General features: G+C 59.4%; 17 protein-coding genes and 1 pseudogene. 9 read left to right on the top strand and 9 right to left on the bottom strand.

From position 1 onward, the window contains the following. Positions 1-184: 184 nt before the first annotated feature. The 5 genes from hflK (ABH909_RS03390) (at position 185) to cfaB (ending at position 7,547) form a co-directional block, all read left to right on the top strand. Complete coding sequence (gene hflK / locus ABH909_RS03390) at positions 185-2,149, top strand: protease modulator HflK (protein ID WP_429430513.1); 1,965 nt, start codon at positions 185-187, stop codon at positions 2,147-2,149. After that, positions 2,146-3,195 (top strand): protease modulator HflC, encoded by a 1,050-nt coding sequence (gene hflC / locus ABH909_RS03385; RefSeq protein ID WP_429430511.1) that lies wholly within the window; start codon positions 2,146-2,148, stop codon positions 3,193-3,195. The genes hflK (ABH909_RS03390) and hflC overlap by 4 nt, the downstream gene beginning before the upstream one ends. Further along, positions 3,192-4,253 (top strand): protease modulator HflK, encoded by a 1,062-nt coding sequence (gene hflK, locus ABH909_RS03380; protein WP_429430509.1) that lies wholly within the window; start codon positions 3,192-3,194, stop codon positions 4,251-4,253. The genes hflC and hflK (ABH909_RS03380) overlap by 4 nt, the downstream gene beginning before the upstream one ends. Next, the gene (locus ABH909_RS03375) at positions 4,250-6,160 is read left to right on the top strand and encodes a heavy metal translocating P-type ATPase (protein WP_429430507.1); all 1,911 of its coding nucleotides are present in this window, start codon (positions 4,250-4,252) and stop codon (positions 6,158-6,160) included. The genes hflK (ABH909_RS03380) and ABH909_RS03375 overlap by 4 nt, the downstream gene beginning before the upstream one ends. Positions 6,161-6,359: 199 nt before the next feature. Further along, positions 6,360-7,547, top strand: a complete 1,188-nt coding sequence (cfaB, locus tag ABH909_RS03370; RefSeq protein ID WP_429430505.1) for a C17 cyclopropane fatty acid synthase CfaB — start codon at positions 6,360-6,362, stop codon at positions 7,545-7,547. Here the strand turns inward: cfaB and cls are convergent. Continuing rightward, positions 7,544-8,983: a cardiolipin synthase gene (gene cls, locus ABH909_RS03365; RefSeq protein WP_429430503.1), complete on the bottom strand. Its 1,440-nt coding sequence runs from the start codon at positions 8,981-8,983 to the stop codon at positions 7,544-7,546. The two genes, cfaB and cls, sit on opposite strands and share 4 nt — an antisense overlap. A 131-nt stretch (positions 8,984-9,114) precedes the next feature. Here cls and ABH909_RS03360 point away from each other — a divergent pair, with 131 nt between their 5' ends. Then, positions 9,115-9,636 carry a DUF3617 domain-containing protein gene (locus ABH909_RS03360; protein WP_429430501.1) on the top strand — a complete coding sequence of 174 codons (522 nt, stop codon included), beginning with the start codon at positions 9,115-9,117 and terminating at the stop codon, positions 9,634-9,636. Positions 9,637-9,714: 78 nt separating this feature from the next. On the opposite strand, the gene ABH909_RS03355 is transcribed toward ABH909_RS03360, so the two are convergent. The 8 genes and pseudogenes from ABH909_RS03355 to ABH909_RS03320 all read right to left on the bottom strand — a co-directional run bounded on the left by ABH909_RS03355 (position 9,715) and on the right by ABH909_RS03320 (position 15,209). Further along, positions 9,715-10,617 (bottom strand): His/Gly/Thr/Pro-type tRNA ligase C-terminal domain-containing protein, encoded by a 903-nt coding sequence (locus ABH909_RS03355; RefSeq protein WP_429430499.1) that lies wholly within the window; start codon positions 10,615-10,617, stop codon positions 9,715-9,717. Positions 10,618-10,673: 56 nt separating this feature from the next. After that, positions 10,674-10,808: pseudogene (locus ABH909_RS03350) on the bottom strand (dihydroorotase); the annotation flags it as partial. Between the two features lie 2 nt (positions 10,809-10,810). Then, on the bottom strand, positions 10,811-11,371 hold the full coding sequence (locus ABH909_RS03345; RefSeq protein ID WP_429430497.1) for a carbonate dehydratase: 561 nt from the start codon (positions 11,369-11,371) through the stop codon (positions 10,811-10,813). Beyond that, complete coding sequence (locus ABH909_RS03340) at positions 11,368-12,243, bottom strand: metal ABC transporter substrate-binding protein (RefSeq protein WP_429430495.1); 876 nt, start codon at positions 12,241-12,243, stop codon at positions 11,368-11,370. The genes ABH909_RS03345 and ABH909_RS03340 overlap by 4 nt, the downstream gene beginning before the upstream one ends. An 11-nt stretch (positions 12,244-12,254) precedes the next feature. Beyond that, entirely contained in the window at positions 12,255-13,121 is an 867-nt protein-coding gene (locus tag ABH909_RS03335) for a metal ABC transporter permease (RefSeq protein ID WP_429430493.1), read from the bottom strand. Next, positions 13,121-13,789 carry a metal ABC transporter ATP-binding protein gene (locus tag ABH909_RS03330; protein ID WP_429430491.1) on the bottom strand — a complete coding sequence of 223 codons (669 nt, stop codon included), beginning with the start codon at positions 13,787-13,789 and terminating at the stop codon, positions 13,121-13,123. Before ABH909_RS03330 ends, ABH909_RS03335 begins: the two co-directional genes overlap by 1 nt. Next, positions 13,786-14,682 (bottom strand): GTP cyclohydrolase FolE2, encoded by an 897-nt coding sequence (gene folE2, locus ABH909_RS03325; RefSeq protein ID WP_429430489.1) that lies wholly within the window; start codon positions 14,680-14,682, stop codon positions 13,786-13,788. Before folE2 ends, ABH909_RS03330 begins: the two co-directional genes overlap by 4 nt. A 149-nt stretch (positions 14,683-14,831) precedes the next feature. Next, positions 14,832-15,209, bottom strand: coding sequence for a glutamine synthetase (locus ABH909_RS03320; RefSeq protein ID WP_429430487.1), 378 nt, complete (start codon positions 15,207-15,209; stop codon positions 14,832-14,834). 127 nt (positions 15,210-15,336) lie between these two features. Between ABH909_RS03320 and dksA the strand changes: the two genes are divergently transcribed. The 3 genes from dksA to ABH909_RS03305 are packed head-to-tail and all read left to right on the top strand — an operon-like array spanning position 15,337 to position 17,628. Then, on the top strand, positions 15,337-15,756 hold the full coding sequence (gene dksA / locus ABH909_RS03315) for an RNA polymerase-binding protein DksA (protein WP_429430485.1): 420 nt from the start codon (positions 15,337-15,339) through the stop codon (positions 15,754-15,756). 13 nt (positions 15,757-15,769) lie between these two features. Continuing rightward, positions 15,770-16,978, top strand: coding sequence for a zinc metallochaperone GTPase ZigA (gene zigA, locus ABH909_RS03310; protein ID WP_429430483.1), 1,209 nt, complete (start codon positions 15,770-15,772; stop codon positions 16,976-16,978). Further along, entirely contained in the window at positions 16,978-17,628 is a 651-nt protein-coding gene (locus tag ABH909_RS03305) for a DUF1826 domain-containing protein (protein WP_429430481.1), read from the top strand. The genes zigA and ABH909_RS03305 overlap by 1 nt, the downstream gene beginning before the upstream one ends. Positions 17,629-17,630 lie beyond the last annotated feature (2 nt).

The following is a 17,630-nucleotide window of genomic DNA, read 5'->3' as shown; positions in this document are numbered from 1 at the left end:
CAGGATCGATAAACGTAGTCTTGGATAAAAATTACGTACGTAATATGTGCGTTTCGAGCTATTTCGGTCAAGGCTTCAGCTTGGCGACAGGTCCGCCGCTTTTTGATAGAGCGATTTACGACGAATATTTCACCACTTTCGTTATATCGTAACGAATTGTGATGCAAGCGATGGCTGGGGTGGTATGCAAGTCGATCTCGATGACGATAAGGCACAAATAGCAGCACTGCCGCGCTTTCAGCAGGCGGTCGTTCAAGGACGTCGATTGCGGCAATTCGCAATGGGTTTGGGAGCCTTGGCGGCGATCGGGTTGGTGCTGGCGTTTTTTGTCGGACTGTTTGCGCCGCAGTCGCTCTGGCCGGCGTTGCTGGTCAATCAGAGCGCCGGTTTGCTGGTGCTGGTCGCCGGCCTGCAATCAGCCTGGTGGGTAACGCAGTGGCGCGCAGGGGCGATGAACCCGGCATTGTCGGTGCCGGTGGTTGTCGTTGAGGAGGTTGTTGGCGCTGAAGGCTGGTACGAGCGGTTGCTGGACCGCATCAGCCAACGTTGGTTGCGCTTGCTGGGGCAGATCGGTGCGCCGACGCTATGGTTAGCTGGCTGGGCGTTATTGACGTTATACAGCATCGGGCAAGTCTGGAATCTGACCTTGTCGCCCGCCGCATTGGGGTTGTCGGCCAGTATCGGCGCCACGCTGTCGTTGCTGCTGGCTTTCGGTTTGCTGGTGCTGGAGCGGCAACTGACGCAGGAGAATGTCGCTCAGTGGCCCGAAGCAGGACCATTGGCGCAGCTGACGCGGGTGGCGATTTTCTGCCTGGTGCTCAGCGCCCTGTGTTTGTTGTTCGGCAATGAAACGTCGGTGTGGCCGGTGCGCCTGGCGGTGCTGATCGGCCTGCTGCCGGGGTTGGTCGCCGTCGAGTTGCTGTTGCGGTCCGTGTTGTCGCTGTTCAGCCCTCGTCGTGAACAGCTGGAGCCGGCGTTGCTGGCGCGAAGCTTTGTCGCCGACATGCTGCGCTGGCCACCGCAGCCTTTGCTCGCATTGCAGCATGAGTTGCACAACCGCTTCGGTATCGACCTGCGGCAAATCTGGGCCCTTACCTACATGCGCCGGGCGTTTTTGCCGGTGCTGGCAGTGGTGGCTATCGTCGGTTGGTCGCTCACCGGCATTCACGAAATTCCCCTGCAAGGGCGCGGTATCTACGAGCGTTTCGGCAAACCGGTTCAGGTGTTCGGTCCCGGTTTGCACGCCGGTTTGCCGTGGCCGTTGGGCCGCGTGCTGAGCGTCGAAAACGGTGTAGTCCACGAGTTGGCCACCAGCGTGGGCGAAGCGTCGGCACCGGTCGCGGCCGAACCTGCTGAAGGCCCGGCACCGGCGATTGCCAATCGCTTGTGGGACGCCAGCCATGTGAATGACAAATCCCAGGTCATCGCCAGTAGCCGCGCCGACAAACAGAGCTTCCAGATCGTCAACATGGACGTGCGCTTCATCTATCGCATCGGCCTGAGCGATCAGGCGGCACTTGCCGCGACCTACAACAGCGCCGATGTGCCAACGTTGATCCGCAGCACCGCCAGCCGGATTCTGGTACACGATTTCGCCTCGCGAACCCTCGATGGTTTGCTCGGCGAGGACAGGGTAGGGCTGGCCGAAGAGATCGGACGCGCCGTGCAGGCTGACCTGCAAAAGCTCGACAGCGGCGTGGAAATTCTTGCCACGGTGGTCGAAGCCATTCATCCGCCAGCGGGGGCGGCCAACGCTTATCACGGCGTGCAGGCGGCGCAGATTGCAGCTCAGGCATTGATTTCTCGTGAGCGCGGGGCTGCGGCCGAAGCGACCAACCAGGCGCAATTGCAGGCCAGCATCGCTCACGATCAAGCCACGGCCAGCGCTCATGAAATCAACGCGACCGCGCAGACCGCCGACCTGAAATTTGCCGCCGAGCGAAAGGCTTATTCCAGCGCCGGCCAGGCCTTTGTGCTGGAGCAATACCTCAGTCAACTGACCCAAGGTTTGGCCAACGCCAGGCTGCTGGTTCTCGATCATCGCCTGGGCGGCAGCGGTAATGCGCCGACCATCGACCTACGTACCTTCACGCTGCCGGCTGAGCCTGCGCCGCCGCGTAATTCCGCTCAGCCAGGAGCCGCCCATTGAACCAGCCGACGCCTACACACAATCGCGGTCACGATGACCACGCTGGCCACGATCATGGCCATGGCGGGCATCACCACGGCCATCACCATCATCACCACGGCGATGCACACGAAGCGGGCCCTTTCCCGTGGCGGCGGATGGGTTGGGCGGCGCTGCTGGTGGCGTTTGCCATTGCGGCGGCGAGCCTGGTGCAGGTGCGTTCGGGAGAGGCCACGGTTATCACTCGCTTCGGCAATCCATCGCGGGTGTTGCTGGAGCCAGGTCTCGGCTGGCGCTGGCCGGCACCGTTCGAGGCGGCGATTCCGGTGGATCTGCGGCTGCGCACCACCTCCAGCGGTTTGCAGGATGTGGGCACGCGCGATGGTCTGCGCATCATCGTGCAAGCCTACGTGGCCTGGCAGGTGCAGGGTGACCCGGACAATGTGCAACGCTTTATGCGCGCCGTGCAGAACCAGCCGGACGAAGCGGCGCGGCAGATTCGCACTTTTGTCGGCTCCGCGCTGGAAACCACTGCCAGCAGTTTTGATCTGGCCAATCTGGTGAACACCGATGCCAACCAAGTGCGCATCGCCGATTTTGAAGCGCAGCTGCGTCAGCAGATCGATCAGCAGTTACTCACGACCTATGGCGTGCGCGTGCTGCAAGTCGGCATCGAGCGTTTGACCTTGCCGTCGGTGACACTCACCGCGACTGTCGATCGCATGCGTGCCGAGCGCGAAACCATCGCCACTGAACGCACGGCCATCGGCAAGCGTGAAGCGGCGCAAATTCGCTCCGCGGCCGAGCGTGATGCGCGAATCGTACAAGCCGATGCGACAGTGAAAGCTGCGGACATCGAAGCCCAATCCCGCGTCGAAGCCGCGCAGATTTACGGCCGTGCCTACGCCGGTTCGCCGCAACTCTACAACTTGCTGCGCTCTCTCGACACCTTGGGCACTATCGTCACGCCAGGCACCAAACTGATTTTGCGTACCGATGCGGCGCCGTTCCGCGTGTTGGTTGACGGGCCGCCAACACTCGATAACAAGTCCGGATTGCAGCCATGAATTTAAAAGTTCCACGTGGAACACATGAGTTGAGCAGCCCGTGGATTCAGGCCGGACGCTTGGCTTTTTTGGCGCTGTATGCCGTGACCGTGCTGGCTGCGTTGGCGTGGGCATTTTCCAATGTACGGCAGATCGACCCGCAAAATCGTGCCGTGGTGCTGCACTTGGGCGCACTGGATCGCATTCAAAATGCCGGTTTGCTGTTGGCATGGCCGCGCCCGTTCGAGCAGGTGATCTTGTTGCCGGCGGCGGATCGGGTGATCGAACGTCGGGTGGAAAGTCTGCTGCGCACGGATGCCGCATTGCAGGCCGATCGAGTCGCGAGTTTCGCCACGCCCATCAGCGATGCGCTCGCCGGTTCCGGTTATCTGCTGACCGGTGATGCGGGCGTGGTGCAACTGGATGTGCGGGTGTTCTATAAAGTCATCGAGCCCTATGCCTTTGTTCTCCAAGGTGAACATGTGCTGCCGGCGCTGGATCGGCTGGTGACGCGCAGTGCCGTGGCGCTCACCGCCGCGCGCGACCTGGACACCATTCTGGTGGCTCGACCGGAACTGATCGGCGCCGACAATCAGGCCGCTGAGCGTCGCGAACGTTTACGGGGCGATCTGGTGCGGGGCATCAATCAACGCTTGGCCGAACTGACGGCGACCGGGCAGGGGATGGGCATTGAAGTGACGCGGGTCGATGTGCAATCGAGTCTGCCCGGCCCGGCGGTGAACGCGTTCAACGCGGTGTTAACCGCCAGCCAGCAGGCCGACAAAGCCGTGGCCAACGCGCGCACCGAAGCCGAGAAGTTGACTCAGTCCGCCAACGAACAAGCCGACCGCACGCTGCAAGTGGCTCATGCACAAGCCAGCGAACGCCTGGCCAAAGCCTCTGCCGATACCGCTACGGTGCTGAGTTTGGCCAAGGCGCAACAGCAAGGCACCGACCCGCAAATGCTGCTGCGGATTTACCGTGAGCGGATGCCGAAGATTCTCGGCCAGGCCGGCTCGGTGACCACGGTCGATCCAAAAGATGATTCCCGCCTGATCATTCAGGGAGCTGCGCAATGACCGTCCAAACCGCCGCCGCGCCGAGCATGTTGTCCTCGGCTGAACAACATAGCGCCGCGCGCCAGTTAACCCTGGCCATGCTTGCGCTTGGGTTGCTTGCGTTGGGCCTGATCTGGCGCTGGTTGTCGCCGGAACAGATCGGAGTCAGCCAATTGCTACTGGGTTTCGCTTCCTTGCTGGTGGCCGTGCCGGTCATGCGCTCGGCGTGGTACAGCCTGCGTTATCCGAGCCTGCACGGGATCACCGATCAACTGATCGCCCTGGCCATGCTCGGCGCCTGGGCCACGGGCGATCTGCTGACCGCTGCGCTATTGCCGATCATCATGATCTTCGGCCACGTGCTGGAAGAGCGCAGCGTGATCGGTTCCCAGGAAGCGATTCATGCTCTGGGCAAACTGACCCGCAGCCATGCACGCAAGATTCAGGCTGACGGTTCCGTCGTTGAAGTCGATAACGGCACCCTCAAGGCCGGCGATCTCGTGGAGGTGCGTGCGGGTGATCGCGTGCCGGCGGATGGTCGGGTATTGTCCGGTCAGGCAAGCCTCGACACCGCTTCGATCACCGGTGAGTCGGTGCCAATGGAGGCCGATGTGGGCATGTCGGTGTTCGGCGGGGCGATCAATCTTGATGGCCTGCTGCGCATTGAAGTGACCCGCACCGGTAACGAATCGACCCTGGGTAAAGTCATCGCGCTGATGCAAAGCGCCGAACGTTCCAAGCCGCCGATCACCCGTTTGCTCGAACGCTACGCCGGCAGCTACATGGTGCTGGTGTTGCTGCTGGCCGCTGTGACCTGGTTTATGACCAATGATGCGCAAGCGATGCTCGCGGTGTTGGTCGCAGCTTGCCCTTGCGCGTTGGTGTTGTCGGCGCCGGCCACGGCGATTGCCGGAGTAGCGGTGGCGGCTCGGCACGGGATTCTGATTCGCAGCTCGGCGTTCCTCGAAGAATTGGCTGACCTGACCTCGTTGGTAGTCGACAAGACCGGAACCCTGACATTCGGCACTTTGCGTCTGCAATCCATCGACAGTCCGCTGGAGGATCGCAGTTACGTAGTGAAACTCGCCGCCAGCCTCGGTTCCGCCAGCAGTCACCCGGTCAGCCGTGCATTGGCCGGGTTAGTCACCCAGGAACACTTTCTGCTGCTCTCGGACATTCATGAGCGTCAGGGGCTGGGTGTCGTGGCGATGACCGAACAGGGGGAAGCGGCCCTCGGTCGTCCGGAGCTGTTCGCGCAATTGGGCATCGCCACATCCGCGGTGCCCGAACACGACGGCCCGATTGCCGGGCTGGCACTCCACGGTGAATTTCTCGCCTGGCTGTTGCTCGCTGACAGTATCAAACTCGAGGCACGGTTTGCCCTGAGTGAGTTGCGTGAATTGGGTTTGGGTCGTCAGCTGTTGCTCACCGGGGATCGGCAGAGCGTTGCGCACACGCTGGCCCGGGATGTGGGCATTAATGATGTCGAAGCCCAGGCCTTGCCCGAGGACAAACTCAATCGTGTGCTGAAAGAAATCGGCAGCGGATTCCGGCCAATGGTGGTGGGAGACGGTATCAACGATTCCCTGGCGCTCAAGGCCGGTGTGGTCGGCGTGGCCATGGGCGCAGGCGGCGCGGACATCGCGCTGGCCTCGGCCGACATCGTGCTGATCGGCAGCGACCTGCGCCGGCTCGGAACCTGCGTACGCTTGAGTCGCCAATGCCGCCAGACCTTGCAGGTCAACGTGATCATCGGTTTGGGTTGGACCCTGGCCATCGTCGCGTTCGCCGCATTCGGCTGGCTCGGCGCGGCAGGTGCGATGATTGCCGCGCTGTTACACAACTTGAGCACGTTATTAGTGCTCGGGAATGCCGGGCGTTTGCTACGCTTTCAGGAACCCCTACTCAAGCTTAAGGATGAGGTGTGAGCGTCTACAACTTTTCAGAACTGTGTGCCGGATTTGTAGTCATCTAGGGTAAGGCGGTCATTATCAACGATCGCCCGTTGGATGGTTTCAGTGTTGCAGGCAATACCGGGAATAGAAAAGGGCTATTAATTCGATAGCCTGCTATTTTTCAAGGATGGTCTACCCTCAGATTTGACGTCTGAAACAAGGGGGACTTTTCATGCTCGCGCAACTTCCACCGGCCTTACAGAATCTGCAATTACCGCTTCGCTTGCGACTCTGGGACGGTCATGAATTCAATCTGGGGCCGACGCCCAGCGTCACCATTGTGGTCAAGGACCCCCACATGGTTACCCAATTCACCCATCCCAGCCTCGACGCGTTGGGGGCGGCGTTCGTCGAGGGGAAGCTGGAGCTGGAAGGCTCCATCAGCGACGTGATTCGTGTTTGCGATGAATGGAGCCAGGCGTTGTTGAACGGTGAGGAAGGCAATCAGCCTGTGCGCACCGTCCATGACAAGGAGACCGACGCCCAGGCCATCTCCTACCACTACGACCTTTCCAACGCGTTTTATCAATTGTGGCTCGACAGTGACATGGCGTATTCCTGCGCCTACTTCGAGACCGGCAGTGAAACCCTCGAGCAAGCCCAACAAGCCAAGTTTCGCCACCTGTGCCGCAAGTTGCGCTTGCAGCCAGGCGAATATCTGCTGGATGTCGGTTGCGGCTGGGGCGGGTTGGCGCGGTATGCGGCTCGGGAGTTCGGCGCGAAGGTGTTCGGAATCACGCTGAGTAAAGAGCAATTGGCACTGGCTCGCGAACGGGTGAACGCCGAAGGTCTGGAGGATCAGATCGAATTACAACTGCTCGACTACCGCGATCTGCCGCAGGACGGTCGCTTCGACAAGGTGGTCAGCGTTGGTATGTTCGAACACGTCGGCCACGCCAATCTGGCCGAGTACTGCAAAATCCTGTTCGGAGCGGTGAAAGAGGGCGGCCTGGTAATGAATCACGGGATCACCGCCAAGCACACCGACGGCCGGCCGGTTGGACGCGGCGCCGGTGAGTTCATTGAGAAGTACGTATTCCCCAACGGCGAGCTGCCGCACTTGGCGATGATCTCCGCCGAGATCAGCGAAGCGGGGCTGGAAATCGTCGATGTCGAGAGCCTGCGCCTGCATTACGCGCGAACCCTGGATCATTGGAGCGAACGCCTGGAAGACAATCTGGAAGCCGCCAGCAAGCTGGTGCCAGAACAGGCTTTACGGATCTGGCGGTTGTACCTGGCAGGGTGCGCCTATGCCTTTGCCAGAGGCTGGATCAACCTGCATCAAATTCTCGCGGTGAAAACCCATCCCGATGGCAGCCATGAACTGCCCTGGACCCGCGACGACATTTACAACCCTTAAAGAATCGGTGAAATAAGCCGGGCGATCCGCATGCCGATCTGTTGCAGACGGTGGGTCTCCCGGCTTTCTTCTTTGGCGATTTCGTGAGCCTGGGCGAAATCATCGTTGAGCATTTGTTCCACTTCGCCAGCAAACGCACTGTCGACCGTCAGCAGCATCACTTCGAAATTCAGCCGAAACGAACGGTTGTCCATGTTCGCGCTGCCAATGGCGCTGATTTCGCTGTCGATCAGCACCACTTTCTGATGCATGAACCCCGGCTGGTAACGGTACAAACGCACGCCCGCACGTACTGCTTCGAAGGCATAAAGGCTGGATGCGGCGTAGACGATCCGGTGATCCGCTCGTGACGGCAACAGAATCCGTACATCCACACCACGCAATACTGCCAGTCGTAACGCGGCGAATACCGCTTCGTCGGGGATGAAGTAAGGGGTGGTGATCCACACACGTTCCGTCGCCGCATGGATGGCTTCGACGAAGAATAGTGAACAGGTTTCGTAGGAATCCGCAGGGCCCGTGGCCAGCAATTGGCAGAGCACGCCGTCATCTGGATAAACCTCCGGCAGGATCAAGGGTGGAAGCGAACGGGCCGCCCAGAACCAGTCTTCGGCGAAGGACTCCTGCATGCAGGCCACCACGGGCCCACGTACTTGCACGTGGGTGTCACGCCATGGCGCCAGGGGCGGTTTTTCGCCCATGTATTCGTCGCCGACGTTGAGCCCGCCGACAAAACCGACAATCCCGTCGACCACGACGATTTTGCGGTGGTTGCGGAAATTGACCTGAAAGCGGTTGAGCCAGCCGCTGCGGGTGGCGAAGGCTTTGACCTCGATACCGGCATCGCGCAACGGTTGTACATAACCATGAGGCAGGGAGTGGCTGCCGATGCGGTCGTAGAGCAAGTAAATCGCCACCCCTTCGGCTGCTTTCTTGGTCAGCAAGGTGTGCAGGCGTTGGCCGAGGCGATCGTCGTGGATGATGAAGAACTGGATCAACACCGCTTGCCGGGCGTTACTGATGGCGTCGAAAATCGCATCGAAGGTGGCTTGGCCATCAATCAATAGGTGTACTTCATTATTCGCCAGACACGGCATGCGCCCAAGTTTCGGCATGGCCCTCAACGACGCATAGGCGCTGGAGGCACGAGCAGCCAGCGCCTCTTCTACCCATGGGCGCCAGTTCAGCTCGGAGATTGCCTTGCGCATTTCCTCGTTGGCTTGCCGTCGAGCCTTGATGTAGCCATCGAAGGTGCTGCGGCCAAAGACCAGATAAGGGATAAGCGTGAGGTAGGGGATGAACACCAGTGACAGAGCCCAGGCGATCGAGCCTTGGGCGGTCCGAACGGTCAATACGGCATGGATGGCGGCGATCGAGCCCAGCGCGTGCAGCAGAGCGATGAGGTAACCGAAAACATGCGGTCCAAAGTAATCCATGGGGCAGCCTTGCTCCTGAAGATTCAATGCTTAACAGACCATGTTCCGGGCAGAATGTCGCTATTTAATTGGCCCATGAACCGAAGCCCGTGGCTGACGTCTAACGGCCACTAATGATCAGGAGTTACTCGATGAACGTTCGTCTGCTGGGTTTGGCCATCGCGTTTGGTTTGACACTGCCTGTGGCTGCTCAGGCGCAGATGTTGCAACCAGGCTTGTGGGAAATGACTTCAAGCAACATGAAGGTCGATGACCAGAACCTGCCCGATCTGCAACTGATCCTGGGCCAGATACAGAGTCAGATGACTCCTGAACAGCGTGCGCAGCTGGAAAAGCAGGGCATCACCATGGGCGGTAAGGGGATTCGGGCGTGCCTGACACCGGAACAGGTGAAGACCAACAACATTCCGCTGACGGACCCCCAATCGGGCTGCAAGCAGGAAATCACCGAGCGTACCGGCAACCAGTGGAAATTCCGTTTCAGCTGTCCGAAAGCGCAAGGTGCGGGTGTCGCCACATTCCTCAGCGATCGTGAGTTCACTACCAAGGTCAACGGCACCTTCAACGCCACCGGCATTCAGCAGAAGGGTAGCCTCGATACTCGCGCTGTGTGGTTGGGCCAGGATTGCGGCACAGTGAAGCCAAGAGCCTAAAAGCATCGCGGGCAAGCCCGCTCCCACAAGGTCATACGCGATCCCTGTGGGAGCGGGCTTGCCCGCGATGACGTCCGTTTAGTCACCTTGAATCCTGGGCGGATTCAACAATTCACACACCGCCTCAATCCCTTTCTCCCCGAAGTCCTCTCCGCTGCCGCTGCGCATACTGACAAACCCACCTTCCTTTTCCTTTTCTCCCACTACCAACAGATACGGCACTTTCTGGCTGTGCTGGCGAATCTTGTGGCTGATTTTCTCGTTACGCAGGTCCGAGTTGGCGCGCAATCCGCGACGGCGCAGTGTCTCGGTCACCGAGTGCGCATAAGCGCTCTGCCGTTCATCGATGTTCACGACCATCACCTGCGACGGCGCTCGCCAGGTGTCCAGTTCCTGTTGACTGGACCAGCACGTGCCGTAGATCCGTTGCTCAGAGGTGCCGCCAATATGATCCAGCGCGAAGGCCTGCAACACTTTGGTGGTGGGAACATGCGGACCTGCAGCAAAACTTTCAAAATCCCCCAAGCGATACAGCGATAACCGTTCAGTTGGCGTCGCCCGGGAAGCTGTTTCCCGGCGGATCGAATGGTTGGTCGCCGCCAATGCCCGCATGCGCGCTTCAATCAGGGGCAGCTCGGTCAACGTTAAAGGGGGCCGGAAAGCAAACTCATAAAAGAAACCATCACCCAGCGACGATCCGGCTCGCAACTGCGTATTCGGATGGAGCTGTTTGACGGCCATGGCCAGCATCAGCGCGCAGGAACGGCGAAGGATCTCCAGCCCATCGGGCTCCTGAGGCGTGACGATATTGACTCGGGCATCGCCCTCGATCAGGAATCCACAGTCCACCAACACGCCGTCGACCCGACCAGCCACCGCCGCGTTGGCCAACCCGAGACTGATACTCGCAGCGACTTCATACACAGACAGCGGCTGATCGTATTCACGCAATGAACCATCGGACAGGGTGATGTGGATCATGATCGTGTTCTCGAATGTTTTCGATAACGCGTGCTAGCGCATAAACCGTAGGGCTAAACCCTGCCAGTGGTCAAATGCAAAAAGTTCAACCTGATTTCTACGGCGGCCGTTTCACCTTCGATACCGCAGGCGATCTTGACGATGCGACCGTGACTTTCCAGCCGAGCATTGCGAATCAGCACACTGCTCATGGTCAGAACTCGTTTTGCAGGGCTTTGTAGCCCCGCACCAAATCAACGTTGGTGCGCGCCACGTCCTCGGAAAACTCCGAGGCACTGACGCTCACCGGCGGGAACTGCGACAGGTCAGTGTTGGGCCCGATGCGCGTGGTGGAGGGCACGTAGAAGTCTTCAGGCAAGTCACGACCATCGACCACCGAGTTGTGCCGCACCACGCAACCGTCGCCCACCGCGCAGTTGAACAGCACGCTGTTGAACCCGATGAACACGCGATTACCAACGGTGCAGGGGCCATGCACGATGGAGCGGTGGGCGATGGAGCTGAACTCGCCAATGGTCACCGCCGCCCCCGACTTGGAGTGAATCACCACGCCGTCCTGGATGTTCGAATTGGCGCCGATGGTGATCGCCTCCATCTTGCCCGAGTCATCCACTTCATCGGCGCGAATCACCGCGTAGGGACCGACGAACACGTTCTCGCCGATTATCACTTTGCCGCAGATGATGGCGGTTTTATCCACGTACGCAGACTCCGCAATCAGCGGCAGATCGCCGGAAGGATTTTTGCGGATCATGGCTTGTTCAACGCCTCATACAACGTGTTGAGGTTGTATTCGAACAACCCGGCGAACGTGCTCGCCGGGCCTGTTGCCGCGAGAGCGTCGGAGTACAGCGTGCCGCCGATATGCGCGCCGCTTTCATCGGCGATTTGCTTGAGCAGGCGTGCGTCCTTGATGTTTTCCATGAACACCGCTTTGACCTTGGCCTGACGGATCTGGGTGATCAGCGCAGCGACTTCCGCGGCCGACGGTTCACGTTCGGTGGACAGGCCTTGTGGCGCCATGAAGTCGATGCCGTAAGCCTGACCGAGATAGCCGAAGGCGTCATGGGAGGTCACGATTTTGCGATTACCCGGCGGCAGCGCACCGAGCTTGGCTTTGGCCTCGGCGAGCAAGGTGTAGATCTTTTTCAGGTAGGCCTGGCTGTTGTGTTCGTAGTCGGTTCTGTTGGCAGGGTCGGCGGCGATCAGCGCTTTGGTGATGTTGCTGATGTACAGCTCGCTGTTTGCCAGGTTGTGCCAGGCGTGTGGATCGGGAATGGTTTCGCCATCTTCATCCAGCGAGCGTGGAATGACACCGTGACTGGCGCTGATGACCGCAGCTTTGGTCTCGGTGCTGGTCACCAGACGGTCCAGCCATGGCTCGAAACCTAGCCCGTTCTTGATGATCAATTTGGCTTTGAGCAATGCTTTGGCATCGTCCGGGGTCGGCTCGTAGGTATGGGCATCGGCGTCCGGCCCGACCACATTGGTGATCTGGATATGATCGCCGCCGACCTGATGGGTCATGTCGGCGAGGATGCTGAAGCTGGTGACGACTTGGAGTTTTTCTGCGGCAGATAGCGACATCGACAGCGTCAGACTAAACAGCACGAGTAAAGCGCGCATCGGGCAACACCTCATTGGGATGTGAGCAAAGGCGGGTGGCGCAGCAAACCGTGCACCGGACCGAACACCACGGACAGCAAATACAAACCGCCAGCCACCAACACGATCGCCGGGCCACTGGGCAGTGAGTAGTAAAACGACAGCAACAATCCGAGCCAGACCGAGAGGCAACCGAACAGCGCGGCGATGGCGATCAGTACCGGCAAGCGACGACTCCAGAAGCGAGAAGCAGCGGCCGGCAACATCATCAAACCGACCACCATCAGAGCGCCGATAGCCTGGAACCCGATCACCAGGTTCAGCACCACCAGCATCAGAAATACCCCGTGAGCCAGTGGTCCGAGGCGACTGACGGTTTGCAGAAAGAGCGGGTCGAGGGTGTCCAGCAACAGGGGTTTGTAGATGAGAGCCATGGCGATCAGGCTTAAGCTCGAGATCCAGATCATGCCGGCCAACGTCGGCCCGTCGACCGCGAGCGCCGAACCAAATAACAGGTGCAGCAAGTCCAGTCGCTTGCCAGCGATGCCGAGGATCAGCACGCCGCTGGCCAGCGATATTGGATAGATCGCGGCCAGGCTCGCGTCTTCCCGCAGGCCTGTGCGGCGGGTGATCCAGGCAGCCAGTCCGGCCATGCTCAGACCAGCGCCGAGGCCACCAATGGTCAGTGCGGGCAGACTCAACCCGGCAAACCAGAAGCCCAATGCGGCGCCCGGCAAGATGCCGTGAGCCACTGCATCGCCGATCAGGCTCATGCGCCGCAGGATCAGAAACACCCCAAGCGGAGCGGTGCTGCACGCCAGAACCAGACCACCGAGCAACGCCCGGCGCATGAATACGAATTCGTGGAACGGTTGCCAGAGCTGAGCGGCAGCGATCATCAAGCCACCTGCGTCTGGGGTTGTTGGTGAATCAGATCGGTACTGAGGCCGAGCACGCAGCCACTGCTTTTGATCAATAGGGCTTGTGGGATGTGTTGGCGCACGGCGGCCAGGTCATGACACACCACCACCAGCGTTCGGCCTTCGGCATGCCAGGCGTGGATGTGTTTCCAGAGCAGCACCTGGCCGAGTTCATCGAGTGCGGCGTGGGGCTCGTCGAGCAGCAGCAAAGGGGCTTCGGCGAGACTCAACCGGGCGAGCAGCGCACGTTGCAGTTCGCCTCCGGAGAGGGCCATCAATGGGCGATGTTCCAGGCCGGTCAGGCACCAGTCTTCCAGCGCAGACTTGAGTTGCTGGCTGCGAATTTCCGGAGCTTGTTTGGTGCCCCAGAAACCTGCGGCCACCAACTCTTGCAGGCTGATGGGGAATTGCCGGTCCAGATGTTGCTGCTGAGGGAGGAACGAAAGGCCGCCTTTGCGTGGAACATCAATGATGACTTTTCCAGCCAGTGGCTTTTGCAGACCGGCGATGACTTTCAGCAGGCTACTTTTACCCGAACCGTTGGCACCGATGACAGCGGTCAGACTTCCTTTAGGTAACTGGAAATCCACCGACGGAGTGAGCGGGTGACCGGGAGCGCCCCAGCGCAAGGCTTGGCATTGGATCATGCTGCCTCCCAATTCCAGCGACTTTCAGCGACAGCATCGTGGGCATGAAGACTTTCCGCGTGAACGACTCGCACATGAAAGGCGTTGATGCCCAGGGAGCGTTTCAGGGCCAGATTCAAGCGTCGAGCGGCGTCTTCGCAGAACATCAGGTTCTGTCCATTGGCGAGGGCGAAGGCTTGTTCATCAGCGCGTTTTACGGCGGTTTGCACTGCGGTGCCGAGGGCCGCTTCCGCATCGTTGATCGCGGCGATCAGCGGCAGATCATCCAAATGATCGTCCAGACGCAACTGCAATTGCGCATTGCTGCGTTGGCTATGCGGCGTGGCGACGATGCCTTTCGTGGAACCGAGCCAAGCCAGAACGTCGGCGTGTTGCAGCGACTTATTGGCAAAGTCATCCACGAATTGTTGTTGAATCAACTGCCGCGAAAGTGCCGCTGAGCACGGGCAGGTTGAGGAATAAGCAACGTCGATTTTTAGTTCCACGTGGAACATCGTGTTTTTCAAACTGACTTCGATGCTCACCGGATAAGTTTTCCAACCGGCTAGCGGACTGATGAGCGCGGGTCTTTTGAGCAATAGTTCGGTGTGAATTTTTAGGTAGGCGTTGTGGGAAAGTCCTTCATGGGTTTCGAGAAAATTCTGCAAGACTCGTCGCAACAACGTCGGTGAAAGGTTTTCCTGCTCAAGCATTTCCAACGCCAGATACAGACGCGACATATGGATGCCGCGCGCCTCTCCATCGTCAAGGCTAACGCCGGCATCGACCTTTGCGCTCAGTCGCTGGCCGTCGAATAAAACAGGAAGAGCAATGCCGCACATGCCCACCCAATCGAGTGGCAGGGCTTGGCGTGAAGCCTGCGCGGCGATATCCGGCAGAGTCAGCGCATTCATGAGCAGGTCCATCGTGGGAGTTGATTTGGCATGTTATATTATAACAATAAAATCGACGATGCCTTTTTCGTGAACGGGCTTTCACCCTGCACAGACGTCAGTTGCTCATGCAGACGCGGTGCCGCGTCTCACTCGGACGGCCCCGAGGCCTAGCAGCCGGTCATCCGGCTACACGTGAACTTGCCGCTGCTGCCGCCGGAACTGGAAAACCGATTGATGGTTGTCCAGCCAACCCGGCGGTTGTAGCCGACCCAGGCTTCGCCATCGGACGCGATGCCAGTGAAGAACGTCAATTGCCCGTAACGGCTATTGGTTTGCGCCCAATAGCGTCTGTCGGCCACCTCGAAGCCGCGCAAATAGATCGTGCTACCGACGGTGTTAACGCTGTAGGCATTGCCATCGGCATCCACGCAGGCCAGCAGATTGGCGCTGCGCGTGCAGTTGGCCAGGTTCGGGACTTGTCCCCAGGCATCGACCGCGATCAGCAACGAAAGGCCCAATAGCGAGAATCTCAGGGTGTTTCCCATGGCATTTCTCAAAGGGGCGGACGGTTTAAAGCATCGTGCCCTTTGTCGTGAGTAACAAGAGGGGAGTGGCTTATTTGTGTTGTTATACTATAACATAAAAATACACCCGCTCTGATGATCCATCGCCATGACTGAACAAGAACTCCTCGCTCAACCCGCCGCCGATTACATGAGCGACGCCCAGCAAGGCTTCTTTCGCGAGCTGTTGCTGGCGCAGCGCAGCGAGCTGCAGGAGCGCATTGCCGGCGAGTTTGACGCGTTACGCGAGCAGGAACCCCATAGCGATCCCGCCGATATCGGCAGCGCCGAAGAACAACGCCAGTGGCAGCTGCGCCTGCTGGAGCGGGAAAAGAAGCTCCTGGACAAGATTGACGAAGCCCTCGAACACCTGGCTCGCGATGAGTACGGCTGGTGTCGCGAAACCGGTGAAGCGATCGGTCTCAAGCGCCTGCTGCTGCGACCCACCGCCACTCTGTGTATCGAAGCCAAAGAACATGAAGAGCTGCGCGAACGCCATCAAAGGGCGATTTGGCCGGCCACATCCTGATGAGGAATACCTGATGCCCAATCGTCTCCCCGTGACCGTCCTGTCGGGCTTTCTCGGCGCCGGAAAAAGTACACTTCTTAATTACGTATTACGTAATCGCGAGAATTTGCGGGTCGCGGTGATCGTCAATGACATGAGTGAGATCAACATTGATGGCAGCGAAGTTCAGCGCGATGTCAGCCTGAACCGTGCCGAAGAAAAACTCGTGGAAATGAGTAACGGCTGCATCTGCTGCACCTTGCGGGAAGACTTGCTCGAAGAAGTCAGCAAACTCGCCAAGGACGGTCGTTTCGACTACCTGTTGATCGAGTCCACGGGCATTTCCGAGCCTCTGCCCGTGGCAGAAACCTTCACGTTTCGCGATGAGGAAGGGCAGAGCCTGGCGGACATCGCGCGGCTCGACACCATGGTCACCGTGGTCGACGGCATGAACTTCCTGCTCGACTATCAGGCTGCCGAAAGCCTCGCTTCCCGTGGCGAAACCCTGGGCGAGGAGGACGAACGCTCGATCACCGACCTGTTGATCGAGCAGATCGAATTCGCCGACGTGATTCTGATCAGCAAGATCGATTTGATCGGCAGCAGTGAGCGCCAAGAGTTGATCGCGATCCTTGAACGGCTCAATTCCCAGGCCGAAATCATTCCGATGGTCATGGGCGAAGTGCCGCTCAAGAAAATCCTCAACACCGGGCGCTTCGACTTCGAAAAGGCTGCTCAGGCGCCGGGATGGTTACAGGAACTGCGCGGAGAACACGTGCCGGAAACCGAGGCATACGGTATCGCCTCAACGGCCTACCGGGCGCGGCGACCGTTTCATCCACAACGCTTCTTCAGCTTCATCGACCGTCCGTGGGTGAACGGCAAATTACTGCGTTCCAAAGGCTTTTTCTGGCTGGCCAGCAAACACATGGATGCAGGTAGTTGGTCCCAGGCCGGCGGCTTGATGCGCCACGGTTTTGCCGGGCGCTGGTGGCGGTTCGTGCCGAAAAACCAGTGGCCGCAAGACGAAGAAAGCACCGCCGGGATCATGGAAAACTGGACGACCGCCACCGGTGATTGCCGTCAGGAACTGGTGTTTATCGGCCAGAACATTGACTTTGCGCAACTCGCCGCCGAACTCGATAACTGCCTGCTGACGGACGATGAAATGGCCTTGGGCATCGAGGGTTGGCAGTTACTGCCCGATCCGTTCGGTCCTTGGCACGAAGAGGCGGCCGCCTGATGTTGGCGCCCAGTCTTAAGCTGCGCCCGGTCATTCGTCAGGTTCAAGGTGATACGCCAAAAGCACTGACCGGAATTCTGGACGACGGCGTAAACCTGGCCCTCTGGCAACGCCAACTCCCGGCGCACATTGCCGATTTCGGTCGCTTGTTGTTGTCTCTGAACGAGCCGCTGGCCGAGTCATTGTCCCTGGAAATGCCCGGCGAGGACGCCGATCCCAATCTCCACGGTTTAGCCTCAGGCTTCAGCGATCTGGAAGGCTACGAAGGCTTTATCGCCGATGTTTCCTGGCTGGTCAGTGCCTTCGCCTGCCTGTTGGGCGCCCAGCGTATCGGCCTGCGCCTGCGGGTTCTGGACACAGCCATGTGCCCGCGTTTCCACGTCGATCATGTGCCGGTGCGGTTGATCACCACCTACGCAGGTATCGGCAGCCAATGGCTCAAAGAAGGGGCGATGGATCGCCGGCAATTGGGCAAACCTGAGGCCGAACCGCAGGACAATTCGCTGATCCAGCAAATCACCAGTGGCGAAGTGGCGTTGCTTAAAGGGGAGAAGTGGCACGGCAACGAAGGCTTCGGTTTGATCCACCGCTCGCCGCAACCGGCGCCAGGCGAGCGTCGTTTGATCCTGACCCTTGACTGGCTGAGCTAGCC

Origin of the sequence: Pseudomonas sp. BS3782 TE3695 (genome assembly GCF_050435305.1) — a bacterium.
GTDB lineage: Bacteria > Pseudomonadota > Gammaproteobacteria > Pseudomonadales > Pseudomonadaceae > Aquipseudomonas.
Note: the sequence above shows the minus strand (reverse complement) of the source record. Positions and strands in the feature narration are given on the sequence as shown.